General features: G+C 60.7%; 13 protein-coding genes. 5 read left to right on the top strand and 8 right to left on the bottom strand.

The window, feature by feature from the left end; genetic code table 11:
* Positions 1 to 145 precede the first annotated feature (145 nt).
* A complete protein-coding gene (locus DW661_RS10460) occupies positions 146 to 424 on the top strand; it encodes an IS3 family transposase (protein ID WP_199407134.1) in 279 nt (92 codons plus the stop codon).
* 175 nt (positions 425 to 599) lie between these two features.
* Here the strand turns inward: DW661_RS10460 and DW661_RS07790 are convergent, their stop codons facing one another.
* From DW661_RS07790 to DW661_RS07800, 3 genes are all read right to left on the bottom strand, one after another.
* Positions 600 to 2,048, bottom strand: a complete 1,449-nt coding sequence (locus tag DW661_RS07790) for a PTS transporter subunit EIIC (RefSeq protein ID WP_118935283.1) — start codon at positions 2,046 to 2,048, stop codon at positions 600 to 602.
* Between the two features lie 31 nt (positions 2,049 to 2,079).
* Positions 2,080 to 3,510 carry a 6-phospho-beta-glucosidase gene (locus tag DW661_RS07795; RefSeq protein WP_118935284.1) on the bottom strand — a complete coding sequence of 477 codons (1,431 nt, stop codon included), beginning with the start codon at positions 3,508 to 3,510 and terminating at the stop codon, positions 2,080 to 2,082.
* Between the two features lie 122 nt (positions 3,511 to 3,632).
* Positions 3,633 to 4,613, bottom strand: a complete 981-nt coding sequence (locus DW661_RS07800; RefSeq protein ID WP_118935285.1) for an EamA family transporter — start codon at positions 4,611 to 4,613, stop codon at positions 3,633 to 3,635.
* A 499-nt stretch (positions 4,614 to 5,112) separates the two neighbouring features.
* Here DW661_RS07800 and DW661_RS07805 point away from each other — a divergent pair, with 499 nt between their 5' ends.
* The 3 genes from DW661_RS07805 (at position 5,113) to DW661_RS07815 (ending at position 7,336) form a co-directional block, all read left to right on the top strand.
* Complete coding sequence (locus DW661_RS07805) at positions 5,113 to 5,655, top strand: DJ-1 family glyoxalase III (protein WP_118935286.1); 543 nt, start codon at positions 5,113 to 5,115, stop codon at positions 5,653 to 5,655.
* Entirely contained in the window at positions 5,652 to 6,233 is a 582-nt protein-coding gene (locus DW661_RS07810) for a nucleoside triphosphate pyrophosphatase (RefSeq protein ID WP_118935287.1), read from the top strand. The genes DW661_RS07805 and DW661_RS07810 overlap by 4 nt, the downstream gene beginning before the upstream one ends.
* 101 nt (positions 6,234 to 6,334) lie before the next feature.
* Positions 6,335 to 7,336 carry a P1 family peptidase gene (locus tag DW661_RS07815; RefSeq protein ID WP_118935288.1) on the top strand — a complete coding sequence of 334 codons (1,002 nt, stop codon included), beginning with the start codon at positions 6,335 to 6,337 and terminating at the stop codon, positions 7,334 to 7,336.
* Between the two features lie 362 nt (positions 7,337 to 7,698).
* Here DW661_RS07815 and DW661_RS07820 read toward each other — a convergent pair whose 3' ends face one another.
* Positions 7,699 to 8,730: a glycosyltransferase family 2 protein gene (locus tag DW661_RS07820; RefSeq protein WP_118935289.1), complete on the bottom strand. Its 1,032-nt coding sequence runs from the start codon at positions 8,728 to 8,730 to the stop codon at positions 7,699 to 7,701.
* Complete coding sequence (gene glf, locus DW661_RS07825; RefSeq protein WP_055252340.1) at positions 8,723 to 9,925, bottom strand: UDP-galactopyranose mutase; 1,203 nt, start codon at positions 9,923 to 9,925, stop codon at positions 8,723 to 8,725. The genes DW661_RS07820 and glf overlap by 8 nt, the downstream gene beginning before the upstream one ends.
* A gap of 232 nt (positions 9,926 to 10,157) precedes the next feature.
* Here glf and pta point away from each other — a divergent pair, with 232 nt between their 5' ends.
* Positions 10,158 to 11,138 (top strand): phosphate acetyltransferase, encoded by a 981-nt coding sequence (gene pta, locus DW661_RS07830; RefSeq protein WP_006234296.1) that lies wholly within the window; start codon positions 10,158 to 10,160, stop codon positions 11,136 to 11,138.
* Positions 11,139 to 11,691: 553 nt separating this feature from the next.
* Here pta and DW661_RS07835 read toward each other — a convergent pair.
* The 3 genes from DW661_RS07835 to DW661_RS07845 all read right to left on the bottom strand — a co-directional run bounded on the left by DW661_RS07835 (position 11,692) and on the right by DW661_RS07845 (position 15,493).
* The gene (locus DW661_RS07835; RefSeq protein WP_118935290.1) at positions 11,692 to 12,870 is read right to left on the bottom strand and encodes an acetate/propionate family kinase; all 1,179 of its coding nucleotides are present in this window, start codon (positions 12,868 to 12,870) and stop codon (positions 11,692 to 11,694) included.
* A gap of 163 nt (positions 12,871 to 13,033) precedes the next feature.
* Complete coding sequence (locus DW661_RS07840) at positions 13,034 to 14,212, bottom strand: acetate/propionate family kinase (RefSeq protein WP_055309796.1); 1,179 nt, start codon at positions 14,210 to 14,212, stop codon at positions 13,034 to 13,036.
* A gap of 120 nt (positions 14,213 to 14,332) precedes the next feature.
* On the bottom strand, positions 14,333 to 15,493 hold the full coding sequence (locus tag DW661_RS07845; protein ID WP_118935291.1) for an MFS transporter: 1,161 nt from the start codon (positions 15,491 to 15,493) through the stop codon (positions 14,333 to 14,335).
* Positions 15,494 to 15,581: the final 88 nt, after the last annotated feature.

The raw sequence follows: 15,581 nt of genomic DNA on the forward strand, positions 1-15,581 counted from the left end.
ACGGGGCGGAATGTCAATCCTGGTCTAACAGAGCCTTATTTAATCCCCGTCCCGAAATTGAACCGCCCCCTCATTTCTTGGACATTAGAAATGGGGGGCTTCTTTATGGACGGGAAAGTCGGACACGACGCCACGCTGAGGACTCTTGCAGCAGAGTTTTGCGACAGGGGATACGGGCGCACCGAAGGCCGAAGGGCGCCCGGACCCGGCCGGGGCCGGCGGCGCGCGAGGGCGAGCTCTTGCGACGGAGCTGCTGCCCGGGCGCCTGAAGGACGAGTTCTACAGGAACCGGACGTGGCGGAGCTTCGAGGAGTTCAAGCGGGACCTCCACGCCTACACCGTTCACTGGAACAAGAGGAGGCAGGTTAAGCAAAAGGGACTGACCCCGGAGGAGTTCCGGAATCAGTCCCCATGTGCGGCATAGGCCGCTAATTGACCCGTCTAAGTTTCGGGGCGCAGTTCATTTCAGCGCCGCCCGAGAAAGCTAAACGCCTTCTGGCAGGTTGTCCCGGGCCGAGGGCGGCCACCTTGATCGCCCTCGGCCCTCACCCACCTCAACTGCTCCTCAATTACATAGAGCTGATTGAGGAGGGCGCAAGCTAGTGGGCGCCTTCCTCCTCGTCGTTGGGTCGGTAGGCGATGAACTCGATAACAAAGGCCAGGACGGCGGAAATGAGCGAGGCGATGATCGCGAAGATCATATGGGAGATCCCGGCGCCACCAGGGGTCCCGTCGATGAAGTTGAGCAGGTTGAAGACGCCGAGGCCGCCCGAGATGTACATGAGAGCGCCAGTCATTCCCACGATAGCGCCGCCCACGGCGGAGCTCAGGCATGCCACGACGAACGCGCGCTTGTTGGGGAGGGCGATGCCGTAGATGCCCGGCTCGGTGACGCCGAAGAAGAAGGCGGAGATCATCGCGGGAAGGGCGATGCCGCGGAAGCGCTCGTCCTTGTTTCTGAGGTACATGGCAAAGATGACCGCTCCGAGCGCGAACCCGTGGCCGATGGTGGCGGCGAGCACGCTGTCGTGGCCGAGGGTGTTCAGGTTCATGATGGAGATGGGGATGAGGCTCCAGTGGAAGCCAAAGATGACGAGGCACATCCACAGTCCGCCGACCAGGGCGCTGCCCAGGACGGAACCAACCACGGGGAGCTGGAAGATGAACGAGAACGCCGCGCTCAGCAGGTTGGTGATGAGGGTGGCCACCGGGCCGATGACGAGGTAGCCCAAGACGATGGAGACCGTCATCGTGGCGAGCGGGACGAGGAACATCTTGAGCGCAACCGGCATCCAGCTCTTGAGCCAGCGCTCAAGGATAGAGCCGAACCACACCATGAGAAGGACGGGGATCACCGAGCTCACGTAGCCGGACACGGGCATGATGATGGGGAGCCCGAGGGCGGTGGCGTACCACGAGAACGTGCCGGCCACGCCGAGGTCGATGCTGCCGAGCGCCTCACCCGAGGTCAGGGCGACCATCGTCGGGTAGAGGAGCGCCACGCCGATTGCCACGCCGGTGAACTCGTTCATGCGGAACTTGCGCGCGGCACTGAACGCCAGGGCGACGGGGAGGAAGTAGAAGAAGCCGTCAGCCACGGTGTAGAGCAGCGTGTAGAGGCCGTCGTTTGCAAAGGCCGGGACGAAGTAGGTGATGAGGGCAAGCAGTCCCTTCATGATGCCTGCGGCGGCAAGCGGTCCCAGGATGGGCTGGAAGATGCCAGAGATGAGGTCGATGACGACGGAGGCGACGGTCTTATCGCCCTGGGGCTCGTCGTCGGCGCTTGCGCCGCTCGAGAAGTTGCCGGCCTCCAGGACCGCGTCGTAGACGTCCTCGACGATGTTACCCACGACCACCTGGTACTGGCCGTTGGCCTGGATGACCTGGATAACACCCTTGAGGGCCTCGATCTTGGCCGTGTTGGCGCGGGACTCGTCCTTGAGCTTGAAGCGCACGCGCGTGATGCAGTGCGCGACGCTGGCGACGTTCTCTGTGCCGCCTACGTTCTCGAGTATGGATCTGGCCAGATTGTCGTATTTTTCAGCCATTATTTTCTCCTTAGCGATATTGCCCGGGCGGCTAGCCCAGGTCGCCTCCGTTGGTGGCGATGGCCTGTTGGTACCAGTAGAAGCTCTTCTTGCGCCTGCGCTCGAGCGTGCCGTTGCCCAGGTTGTCGCGGTCCACGTAGATGAAGCCGTAGCGCTTCTCCATCTCGCCGGAGCCCGCGCTCACGAGGTCGATCGGCCCCCAGGTGGTGTAGCCGAGCATCTCGACGCCGTCCTGCTCGATGGCGTCGCGCATGGCCTCGATGTGCTCGCGCAGGTAGGCGATGCGGTAGTCGTCCTCGATCGTGCCGTCGGGAAGCACCTCGTCATAGGCGCCGAGGCCGTTCTCCACCACAAAGAGCGGCTTCTGGTAGCGGTCCCAGAGGTCGTTGATCGTGATGCGGAACCCCAGCGGGTCGATGACCCAGCCCCAGTCGCTCGTGCGCACGTAGGGGTTCTCTACGCCGGCGAAGGCGTTGCCCTCGGCGACGCCGCCCACGGAATCGGGGTCGCCCGCGGTACAGCGCGAGGAGTAGTAGCTAAACGAGATGAAGTCGACGGTGTTCTCCGCAAGGATGCGCTCGTCCTCGGCGGTCATGCCCACGTCGATGCCCTCGCGCTCGAGCATCTTGAGCGCGTAGCCGGGGTAGTGCCCGCGTGCCTGCACGTCCACGAAGAAGAGGTCCTCCTGGTTCTTGACCTGCGCTGCACGGACGTCCTCGGGACGACAGGAGTAGGGGTAGTAGCTTCCCGCGGCGAGCATGCAGCCAACCTTGTTCTCCGGGTCGACCTCGTGGGCGATCTTGGTGGCCCAGGCGCTCGCCACAAGCTCGTTGTGCGCGGCGCGGTACTCGGCCTCGCGGGCATTCTCCCCGGGCTCGAGGACGATGCCGGCACCCATGAAGGGACGGTGCAAGATCATGTTCATCTCGTTGAACGTGATCCACCAATGCACGAGGCCGCGGTAGCGGTTGAAGAGCACCTTCACGAGCCGCTTGTAGAGCTCGATGAGGGCGCGGTTTCGCCAGGCGCCGTACTTCTTGACGAGGTGGATGGGGCAGTCGAAGTGCGTGATGGTCACGAGGGGCTCGATCCTGTGCTCGCGGCAGCAGCGGAACACGTCCTCGTAGAAGGCGAGCCCGGCCTCGTTGGGCTCCTCCTCGTCGCCATTGGGGAAGATGCGGCTCCAGGCGATGGAGAGGCGAAAGACCTTAAAGCCCATCTCTGCGAAGAGGGCTATGTCCTCGCGGTAGCGGTGGTAGAAGTCGATGCCCGTCTGGGCCGGGTAGTAGTACCCGGGCTCAAAGTCGAGCATGCGCCTCAGGCCGCGGCTCACGTCGTTGCGCTCCGGCCCGTGTGGGATGACGTCGACGTTGGCAAGGCCGCGGCCGCCCTCGTCATAACCTCCCTCGCATTGGTTGGCGGCGGTGGCTCCTCCCCAAAGGAACCCTTTTGGAAATGGCATAGTGCCTCCTTCTTTCTGGCGCCCCCACCTCTGCGGGGGACGCTTTATAACGTCCTTGCGACCTCACGCGCCGGGCCCGTGGCCCTTTCCCTGATGCGCGCGGGCCGCCTGTGAAGGGGTGACTAGCTGACGGCTTGTCCCGCGGCGGCGCGATGTGCCTCCCGGCCTTCGACCAGGGAGGGGACCTGTGCCAGGCATACGCCGGCGAGGATGATGGCGACGCCCAGCCACTCGACGACGCCGAGCGGCTCGCCGAGGACGATCATGGCGATGAGCAGGCCGGCGGGGAGTTCCGCGGCGGCCATGACAGTGGAGAGGCCCGCGGACAGGTGCGGAGAGCCCATGCCGAAGAGCAGGACCGGGCAGAGCATGCCAAAGAAGCCGGCGATGACGGCAAAGGGCAGGATGCCCTGGGCGAGGACGCCCGAGACGACGTAGTCCGGGCACACCGTGAGCGACATGGCCACGGAGCCCGCGCACACGATGACGCCGCGCTGCTCGGACGAGCAGGGGGCCTCGACCCTGCCGGAGAGGGTGACAAAGAGGGAGCAAGACACGGCCGCCCCCAGCGCGCAGAGTAGGGCCACGGGGTCGTACCCGGTGATGCCGGCCTTGTAGACGCCGCTGGCGAACACCGTCCCGAAGACGATGACCAGGGCGGAGGCCACTTGGAGGAGCCTTGGCGGGCGGCGCGTCATGACGGTCTGCCACACGAGCCCCAGCCACGTGAACTGGAAGAGGAGCGTGAGCGCCACCGGGGCGGGCAGCACGCTCATGGCGTAGCAGTAGAGGATTGAGGTGAGGCAGGTGAGGGCTCCCAGGCCCATGAGCTTGAGGGCGAGCTTCCAGCCCACGCGCTGCCAGCGGTGCCCGAGTGCGTGCCCTGCGAGCGTGGCGAGGGCGAAGAAGAGGCAGCCGAACCACGCCTGGCTCGCCACCACCTGTGCCGAGGTGAAGCCCGCGGCGTAGGCGAGCTTGTAGGTCGTGGCCATCGCGCCGTAGCAGGCGCCGCCCGCAAAGACCTGGAGCGCCGCCTTGACCTGTCCCGCGCCCGCGGCTCCTGCCCCGGCGGCCTGTTGCTTGATTGTGTTTGTTCCTGCCATTAGGCTCCCTTCCGTCTGCTGTCTTGCAGACGCACATCCGTGCGTCTGTTCCCGGCAGTCGGAAGGTGGGCTCGTGCGGTCTTCTGGCGGTGCATGTGGTACCTGCTGCCAAGACGAAAAAAGCCACGCAACCGACTGCTCGGTTGCGTGGCAAAAAGGTGGCTAGCGCCCAGAAAAGTCCACGCGTTTTTAGACGGAGACAAGATACTACAACAGAAGAGAAGCCGTCAAGAAAAGCCGAGAAAAAAGTGAGTCTCTGCCCGCCGCACCTGTGGCGGTCGTTTCCCCGAACGGGGCAGCGCTGTTGGGGACTGTCTCGATCTGTAACAGTTGGGGCTAGTTTTGGTCGATGGATGTTACAGATTGAGATTGTTGAGGATGGGTGGGGGTAACTAATTCGGACGGGGCTATTTTAAACAATGGGAAATCGAGCGTGGCAAGCGGAGGTCTTCGGGGTATAAGACGGCTAATTGTATGCCGCCTTACGAAAGGAACTCTCATGCCCAGCGTTGCCGTTCTTGCCGCCGATGGCTTTGAAACGATTGAATGCCTGACCATGGTCGATGTCATGCGTCGCGGCGGCGTGCGCGCCACGCTCGTCTCGATCATGCCCACCCGCGAGGTCGTAAGCTCGCTGCAGATTCCCGTAACTTGCGACGCGCTCTTTGACGAGATTAACTTTGACGAGTACGACTGCGTCGTGCTGCCCGGCGGTCTGCCCGGCGCCACCAACCTGCGCGCCGATCAGCGCGTCTGCGACGTAGTCTGCGAGTTCGCCGCGACCAAGCATGTTGCCGCCATCTGCGCCGCCCCGTTTATCCTGGGCGAGCTTGACCTGCTCGAGGGACGCCACGCCACGTGCTTCCCCGGCTTTGAGAAGAGCTTCCCCGAGGGCGCCTATACCGGCGACAAGGTCACGCACGACGGCAACATCATCACCGCCAGCGGCATGGCCCAGTCGCTCCCCTTTGCGCTTGAGCTGCTGCGTACGCTCGCCGGCGACAAGGCTGTCGAGAAGGTTGCCGAGGGCATTCAGCTATGATTTTGGCTTCGCATTCACCGCGCCGCATCGAGTTGATGCGCGAAGCGGGCCACGACATCCGCGTCATTCCCGCTGACATCGACGAGACTCCTTTTGATGACGAGGCCCCGCTTACGCTTGTCGAGCGCTTAGCTCGCGCTAAGGCTGCCGCCGTTGCCGCCGAGCACGCCGATCCCAGTGAGCTGACCATCGCGGCCGACACCATCGTCACCTTCGATGGCAAGATTTTGGGTAAGCCGGCAAACGAGGACGAAGCCCGTACCATGCTCCACGAGCTCTCCGGGCGCACGCATCAGGTCGCAACCGGCGTCTGCATCGTTAGAGCCGGAGACGTCACAGCCCCGCACGCCGCCGAGAGCCTGTCGTTTGTCGATGTGACCGACGTGACGTTCTATGAGCTCACCGACGAGCAGATTGAGCTCTACGTCGCCTCGGGCGAGCCCATGGACAAAGCCGGCGCCTACGGCATCCAGGGCGTCGGCGGGCGCATGCTCGTGCATGATATTTCGGGCGACTTCTACAACGTGGTGGGCCTGCCCATCGCTCGCGTCGCGCGTGCGATTCAAAAACTATCGTAATTGCATCTGGCGCTGGGTATCCCCCAGCGCCTACAATTTTTCCGTACCGTACGGATCCCGACCGGGCATAAGGCCCGGCGGAAAACCGATAGGAGTAAAACATGGATACACTGCTTGAGGCCATTGACGCTTGCGATGTCGATGGCTTTTGCTTTGGCAACTACACGGACGAGGAGGCTGGCACCGGCTGCACCGTAATCGTGGCGCCCGAGGGTGCCACCGGTGGCGTTGACGTACGTGGTGGCGCCCCCGCTTCGCGTGAGACCGACCTGCTGCGTCCCGAAAACACCGTCGATAAGGTCCACGCCGTCTGCCTTTCGGGCGGATCGGCCTTTGGCCTCGAGGCTGCAAGCGGCGTGGCCCGCGAACTCGAGAGCCGCGGCATTGGTCTGCCCGTCGGCCCCACGCAGGTGCCCATCGTGTGCTCCAGCTGTATCTTCGACCTTGCCTTTGGCGACCCCACCGTGCGCCCCGACATTGAGGCCGGCATCGCCGCCGTGCGCGAGGCACTCGACAACACCCCCACCACACTCGAGCAGGGCAATGTGGGTGCCGGCACCGGCGCTACCGTAGGAAAGCTCATGGGCCCCGCCACCTGCATGAAGGCCGGCCTTGGCGCTGCCGCCGTGGCGCTCGGCCCTGTCAAGGTGGGTGCCGTGGTCTCGGTCAACGCCTGCGGCAACGTCGTCGACCCGACCACGGGCGAATGGGTAGCCGGCATGCGCGCCGCAGCCGATAGCGACCAGATCGTCGACATGGAGCTCGCCGCTTTTGCCGCCGCCGGCTCTATGCAGATGCCGCTCGACCGCACCAACACCACCATCAGCTGCATCGTCACCAACGTGGAGCTCACTAAGGCCCAGGCCACCAAGGTCTCCCAGATGGCAGCAGACGCCTACGCGCACGCCATTCGCCCCACGCATACCACCAACGACGGCGACACCATCTACACCCTCGCCAGCGGCAAATTGGGCACCCAAGCAAGCGCCGCCATTCCCCTAGACCTGCTGGGCATGCTCGCCGTAAGGGCCCTACAGACCGCCATCGTAAACGGAGCCAAAACCGCCAAAACCTCCCACGGCATCCCCGGCGCCGCGAAGTAGCCTAACCTGACCGGTTGCCCGGTGGGGCTTGGTTATGTTTGCTGCTCTACAGTCCTGGCTCGCACGAAGAGCACATTAAGTGCTCTTCGGCTCGTGCGGAACTCGCGACAAACATAACCAAGCTCCACCGGGCAACCTACTCAACAAGATCCCTTTCAGCCCAGGCCCCTATGTACCGCGCGTCGGAGATCTTCAAATTCAGCTTGCTGACATAAAGCGGGACATAGCAGAGGACCCCTGGTCCTTAACTTGATACGAGTTCCGCACGCAAAGGAGGCGCCAGTGGCGCCTCCGTCTTGCGCAGGACTGTCCGAAGTAGCAAGTTAAGGACCAGGGGTCCCTGTTACCCGAGCGTTTCTGTACTAGTTGAATTTGAAGATCTTTGAGGCAAGACGGTATAGGCCGAGTGTGGTTTTGTCTCCGGCCCGTCCATGCAGGTTGGTAAAGAATCCGACCACGCCGTAGCGAGCGCGACGATACATGCGCTCGTCGTACTCCTTCAGGTCCTTCCACAGCGTCTTCAGGCGCTCATCGGCACAATCTTCCTCGGAAAGCTTGGTGAGCACCGAGCAGATCGCCATCATCATGGTGAAGTAGCCCATCATGTACGAACGCAGACGCGAGGACTCAACGTCCTGGTACAGGTGGAACGATTCCATCATGATGCGCGTTACGCGGAACTGCTGGCCCAGGCGCTTGACCATCGTGGCCTCATTGACGCTCTGACCCTCGCGACCGATAAAGTAGCGATAGAGGTCGATGTCGGCGTAGTACATGGTCTTGCAGCGCGGCAGCGGCACGTATGCGTAGATATTATCCACGTAGAAGGTGTGTGCCGGCATAGGCAGATTGGACTCGCGCAGTACGTCGGTGCGATAGCACAGGCTGTGCATGAGCAGGTTCTGATCGGGACGGAAGTGTCCGATCTGGTCCCAAGAGAAAATCTTTTTGCGCGGCAGGGCAAACTTGTAGCCAATAGCGGTATGCGTGCCCTCGTAAACCTTCTCGTACACGTAGTTCGAGATAAACAGGTCGACGCGCTGGTCGCGCTCCTCAAAGCCACGCAGAATCGACAGCATGGTCGAAAGCGCCGCACCGTCGAGCCAGTCGTCCGAGTCAACGACCTTATAGTACGTACCATGCGCCTCACGCAGGCCCGAGAGGACGGCGATACCGTGGCCGCCATTCTCCTGGTGCACCGCGCGGATGATTCCAGGATAACGGGCCTCCCACTCGTCGGCCTTGGCGGCCGTCTCGTCCTTGGAGCCGTCGTCCACCACAATAATCTCGATATCGGTGGCGTAATTGCTCCCCTCCAAGATGGAGGTGATGCAATGGTCCATGTCCTTGGCGGCGTTATATGAGGGAATACCGAATGTTATGACTTTATGCATGGCAGGCGATAATCTCATCCGAAAGATCGAGGGCAGAATTGGTCACGGCGTCCATATCGTAGTAACGATACTCGGCCAGACGACCCACCGGGTGGAAGTTCGTCAGGTTCTGGACGCGCTCAAGGTAGCGCTCATAGAGCTCACGGTTCTCGGGCTCCAGAATAGCGTAGTACGGCGTCTCGCCCGAGCCGGGCGTATAGGCCTTGGAGTACTCCTTCATGATGGTGGTCTTGCCGGGCAGGACCTGACCAGTCATGTTCTTGAACTCGGTGATGCGCGTATAGTCCTCGCTCGTGGTGTAGTTGACGGTGCCCACGGGCTGGAACTGGTCCATATCGAGCGTCTCGAACTTCATATCGAGCGTGCGGTACGGCAGCGCGCCCAGGTCGAGGTTGAACAGCTCGTCGAGCGGACCGGTGTAGACGATCTCGCCACCATAGACCTTGCCATCGATCTTGACGGTGGTCTCGTCGATTTCAAAGAGGTCACGGGCGTCTACGTCACAGAATACGTCGATCAGATCGTGATCGAGCATATGCTCGAACAGCGCGGTATAGCCGTCCTGCGGCATGCCCTGGAAAGGAGCCTGCGGGAAGTAGCGATCGTCATCGCCCACAAAGACGGGAACGCGGCCGGTGATCGAGGGGTCGATCTGGTCGGGCGTCTGGCCCCACTGCTTCATGGTGTAATGCAAAAAGACGTTCTCATAGACATAATCGGCGACCTCGGCAAGATCCGGGTCGTTCTTCTTGCGCAGCTCCATAATGGGCACCTTGACGTCCTTGCCAAAGGTCTCCACGAGCTTTTGGTACAGCTCCTCGCCGCGCTCATCGCCAAAGGCGAGCTTGAGGCTCGCATGGTTAAAGGGTACGGGCATGAGGGTGCCGTTGATGTTGGCGAGCACCTTGTGCTGGTAGTCCGTCCACTTGGTAAAGCGCGACAGGAAGTTATGGACGCGCTCATTAAAAGTGTGATAGATGTGCGGACCGTACTCGTGGACCAGGATTCCGGCCTCGTCAGTGCAGTCGTAGGCATTACCCGCGATGTGGCCGCGACGCTCCAAAACGGCAACACGATAGCCGATAGTTTCGGCAAGACGGCGGGCGCAAACGGCACCGGCATAACCGGCGCCGACAACGATCATGTCGTACGCACCGGCATTAAAGCCTTCAGGCAGGCCTGAGGTAATCTGCATCGATACTCCTTGTCAAAAGCCACACGCTTTTTAACTGGGCTTTTTCTCGAACATACGTCGAGACATATTTATCAGAGCGATTATAGCGCTAATGCGTCCTATAATGAGCTTGCCACACAAGGAAAGCTCAAGCACCACGGCGAACATTATTGAAAGGTAAACCCGCTAGCAGCGGGTTTATTCGTGAACAGCCGGGCGCCTGGAGCTTAGCGAAACGCTTGTAAGGAGTAACATGAGCGATTTCCTAAACCGTATGAAGTCTGCCGCCAAGGCCGACCTTAAGACGATCGTCCTGCCCGAGGGCGAAGATCCGCGCACCATCGTCGCGGCCACCAAGATCATCGAGGAGGGCCTGGCAAAGATCGTCATCCTGGGCAACCCCGACGAGATCAACGTTCCCGGCGCTACCGTCATCGACCCGCGCAATGCCGAGAAGCACGAGGAGTACGCACAGAAGTTTGCCGAGCTCCGCGCCAAGAAGGGCGTCACCATCGAGCAGGCTCGCGCCCAGGTGATGGACGCCACCTACTTTGGCACCATGATGGTCAAGATGGGCGACGCCGACGGCCTGGTCTCCGGCGCCTGCCACTCCACCGCCGACACCCTGCGCCCTGCGCTTCAGATCCTCAAGACCGCCCCGGGCACCAAGCTGGTCTCGGCCTTCTTCGTGATGTGCACCGACACCCCGCAGTTCGGCACTGACGGCACGCTGATCTTCGCCGACTGCGGCCTCAACATCAACCCGTCCTCCGACGAGCTCTCCGAGATCGCCATCGCCTCCGCTCACTCCTGGTCCACCTTCATGGGCAACGTTGAGCCGCACGTGGCCATGCTCTCCTACTCCACCATGGGCTCCGCTGGCGGCGAGGTCGCCAAGAAGGTCCAGGAGGCCGTGAAGTTCTGCAAGGAGAAGGCTCCCGAGCTCGCCATCGATGGCGACCTGCAGCTTGACGCCGCTATCGTCCCCACCGTCGCCCAGCTCAAGGCTCCCGGCTCCTCTGTCGCCGGCAAGGCCAACGTGCTCGTATTCCCCGACCTCGAGGCCGGCAACATCGGCTACAAGCTGGTCCAGCGCTTCGCCGGCGCCGACGCCTACGGCCCCATCCTGCAGGGCATCGCCAAGCCGGTCAACGACCTGTCGCGCGGCTGCTCTGCCGACGACATCGTGGGTGTCGTAGCCATCACCGCCGTCCAGGCTCAGATGGCTGAGTAGCGGACGCACTCGCCCGAAGGCCGTACGGGCTGACCCCTGAAAACGTCCTCGACCAATGAAACGCCCCCGTTCTGCTCCTTCGGAGCTACGAACGGGGGCGTTTCTGGTCTGCGGAATGTTTTCAGGGGTCAGCCCGTACGGCCTTCTACTGCTACGAAGAATTCAGGGCATCTGGAGTGGACGGCGGCTTGGCTACGAGCTGGGGCTGAGGATCTGAATGGATGGGTGCAATTGTTGGGAGCGAAGGCGTTGCGGATATGGCCACTTTGGATCTGCGAGACGTGCTGCAGATCGGCGGCTGTTCAAGCGGAAAGCGTATCCCAGTTTGAAGGCGAATTTTGGGATGCAGTTTCCCCTTGGGGCCTGTTTGGGAAACTGCGGGACGGAATTTTGCTTTATTGTGGGTCGCACTTTCCGCAACGTGCCTCAACCGGAAAGCGTGTCCCAGAATTTGCGCTCGAAATGGGATAGGGTTTCCGCCGTCCGCCTGCTAGCAAAAAGGCCTCCTGAGTCGTTGCTCTGGAGGCCTTTCGCTTACTTGCAAATGCGCGCGTTAGTTGTTCTTGGTCAGACGCTCGACGTCGTGGGCGATCATGTATTCCTCGTCGGTGGGGATGACCATGACCGTGACGGCGGAACCGGCGGCGCTGATGACCTGCGGGCCGTTACCCACGGCCTCGCGGTTCTTGTTGTTGTCGATGCGCACGCCCAGCCACTCAAAGCAGTCGCAGAAGGCCTTGCGGATCGACCAGTCGTTCTCGCCAATGCCGGCGGTAAAGGTAATGGTGTCCACGCCCGCCATGGAAGCGATCATGGAGCCGGCCTGCTGCATGGCCTTGTAGGCGAACATATCGAAGGCGAGCAGGCAGCGCTCGTCGCCCTCGGAGGCGCGCGTACGGATGTCACGGGCGTCGTTGGAGATGCCCGAGATGGCACGCAGACCAGACTGCTTGTTCATCATGTCATCGACTTCCTGGTAGCTGTAGCCGCCCTCGCGCTGCAGGTAGCACACGGTAGCCGGGTCAATGGAACCACAACGGGTGCCCATCATCAGGCCGTCGAGCGGCGTGAGGCCCATCGTGGTATCGCGGCATACACCGTCCTCGATGGCGGCAAGCGAGGCGCCGTTGCCCAAATGGCACGAGAGCAGGCGGTGGCAGCGCGAGCCCAGGATCTCCTTGGCCATCATCCACTCATAGCGGTGGCTCGTGCCGTGGGCACCGTACTTGCGCACGTGGTACTTGTCGCACACGTCCTTGGGCAGCGCGTAGGTGTAGGCGACCTCGGGCATGGTCATGTGGAACGAGGTATCGAAGACGGCCACGTTGGGCAGCTCCGGATACTTCTCGCGGCAATACTCAATCGCCGCGGCCTCGCCGTAGTTGTGCAGCGGGGCGAGCGGGGCCACCTCGAGAATCTTGGCCATGACCTCGTCGTCGACGACCGCGGAATCCTTAAAGTGCCAACCGCCTTGAACAATGCGATGGCCAATGCCATCGATCGTAAAGTCGGTCTTCTCGAGCTCCTCGAGCACGCGCGCAATGGCGCAGCGATGATCGGGAAAAGGAATCTCCTCGGTCTGCTTGGCACCACCGTTCTCGGAGTGGCCAAAGATGCCCATGTCCGAACCGATACGTTCGCAGTTGCCCTTGGCGAAAACCTCGCGGGTATCGGTATCCAAAAGCTGATATTTAAGGCTTGAGCTACCGGCGTTGACAACAAGTACGTTCATGAGACTCCTTTGCAGTGCAATACGGTCGACGCAGGCCCCTTAAGCGGCCGCATTTTAATAAGAAGTTATCACAACTTGATAAATAGCTATCACTCATATCGCCCAACGAGCGCAAAAGAGGGGCCGAACGGCGCTCGGTCGTCCAGCCCCTCCCCTCTTGCAATTACTTGCCGTTGACGATGCGCTCGACGTCAGAAGCGATCATGAACTCCTCGTCCGTGGGGATGACAAAGATTTTGACCTTGGAATCCTTGGCAGACAGGCACCAAGCGCCGTCACCACGCAGGGCGTTGCGGGCATGATCCATCTTGACGCCCATAAAGGCCAGGCGGTCGGCAACGCCGGCGCGGACCGCCGGAGCGTGCTCGCCGATGCCAGCAGTAAAGACCAGGGTGTCCATACCGCACATAGAAGTAGCCATCTCGGCAGCCTTGGCGGCAATCTTGTAGACAAACATGTCGAAGGCGAGCTGAGCATCGGGGTCACCAGCGGCGGCGAGCTCCTCGACGTTGCGGCAGTCGTTGGTCTTGCCGCCGGTCACAGCCAAAAGGCCGGACTTCTTGTTCATCATCTCGTCGACCTCGTCGAAGGTGTAGCCGCCCTCGCGCTGCAGGTAGCACACGGTGGCCGGGTCAATGGAGCCGCAGCGGGTGCCCATCATGACGCCGTCGAGCGGCGTCAAGCCCATGGTGGTGTCCATGCACTTGCCGTCCTCGATGGCGCACAGGGAAGCGCCGGAGCCGATATGGCACACGACGACCTTGCGGGCCTCGCCGTTGGTCATCTCGGCGACCTTCTTGGAGATGTAGCGGTAGCTGGTGCCGTGGGCGCCGTACTTACGGATGTGCAGCTTGTCGCAGACGTCCTTGGGCAGGGCGTAAGTCTTGGCGACCTCGGGCATGTTGAAGTGGAAAGCGGTGTCGTAGACCGTGACGTTGGGCAGGTCGGGATACTGCTCGAGGCAGTACTCGATAACGTTGGCCTCGGGGTTGTTGTGCAGCGGAGCGAGCGGAGCGACCTCGCGGATCTTGGCGAGGACATCCTCGTCGACGAGAGAGGAATCGCCAAAGTACCAACCGCCCTGAACGATACGGTGGCCAATGCCCTCGATCTTGACGCCGTTGGCCTCGAGGTCCTTCAGAACGACCTCGATGGCGACCTTGTGGTCGGGGAACTCGATGTTCTCGGTCACCTTCTTGGAGCCGTTGGCAGCGTGGGTGAAGGTACCGCCGGTAAAGCAGACGCGCTCGCAGGAGCCCTTTGCGGACACCTTGTGGGACTTGGTATCGATGACCTGATACTTAAGGGTCGAAGATCCTGCGTTGACGACCAGAACGTTCATGTGTCTCCCTACTAACAGGCGGTGTGGCGCCGCCAGGTTACATACGCTTCAATAATAAACCCAAACGCCCTCGCGCTCGGGTTTATTGCGTTGATATATAAGTTATCGGTGCCTAAATGCTCATGGCCTTTGACTTGTAAGACGAAATAGCGCGGGGATATACACCAGGGAAGTAATCCCGAGTGCAACAAGCAATACGACTCGAATGCCCGCAACGCTACTCAGCACAGAGTTGAGCAGATAGAAAAGAACGGCACCCACCGCCACCATCTGGCTTTGAACCGAAATCAGTGAACAGCGCATCGAAGAATCGGCTGCCTTTTGAAAAATTGAGTATTTAATTGGAGCAAATAACGAGTACGCAACCGTCTGCAGCACATAGAACACGGGCAGCAAATTAGCCGGAGTAAGGGGGATCAAAAACAAAGCTGTCAATACTAAGCGAATGATGCCGCAAATACGCGCAAAACGGCCCTTGTCGACATGAGCACTCACACTGGGCACAATAAGCCCCATAGAGGCCGAGGCAAGGAGCTGGACCGCAATGGTCACACCCGAAGCGACGGCATTCATTCCGCGACCCGCAAGCAGCAGTGAGAAAAAGTCATCCAGGGCGACAAAAGCAAATGCCTGAGAACAGTCCATGATGAACGCTGAACGAAGAATGCCATTACACGCAATAGCGGCACCGATCATCTTCGGGCTAATTCCACGCTCAGGTGCCCCCGCAGTGCCCCCTCTTCGCATCTCAGGAATGCAGACAACGACAACCAACGTCAACACCATTGCGATGATATCTGCCGAAAGACCAATGAGATATGCACCGACAGACGAAATGAAACCGCCCACGCAAGCGGAGATGGCATAAGAGGCATAGAAAACAAATCGCTCAACGGCATTAAGTCTTACGAGCTGGTCCCGAGAGACGCTGTCAATGTAAATCGCTTCTATGGATCCGCTCAGACATGCAACGGCAAAACCTTTGAGAGCAAACGCACCGATTAAAAGCAGAGGGGAACGGACGAGAAGCAGGGCGGCGTAGTATCCAAGCATCCCCACGACGCCAACGAGACCGCTTGTCTTTCGTCCAAACCTATCAGCAATATAGCCAGTGGGAACTTCGAGGATGAACTTACTCACTTGATATGCAATCATCATGCTGGAAATCGCCACCATCGAGAATCCGACGAATTCAAGGTAAACCGTCAGAAAATACAAAATGGTGCTGAAATTCGACAGAAAAACGAACGTCATATAAAGCAAAACCGTACGGTTTTTCATGCTCCGCCCTCCAAGAGTCAGCAATCTAAATCGAAATCTTGGAAAAGCATGAGGGCAAAGCTGTCAGCTATGTGTTGCAGGGCGTCAA

This window comes from Collinsella sp. AM24-1 (genome assembly GCF_003470325.1).
Classification (GTDB): Bacteria; Actinomycetota; Coriobacteriia; order Coriobacteriales; family Coriobacteriaceae; genus Collinsella.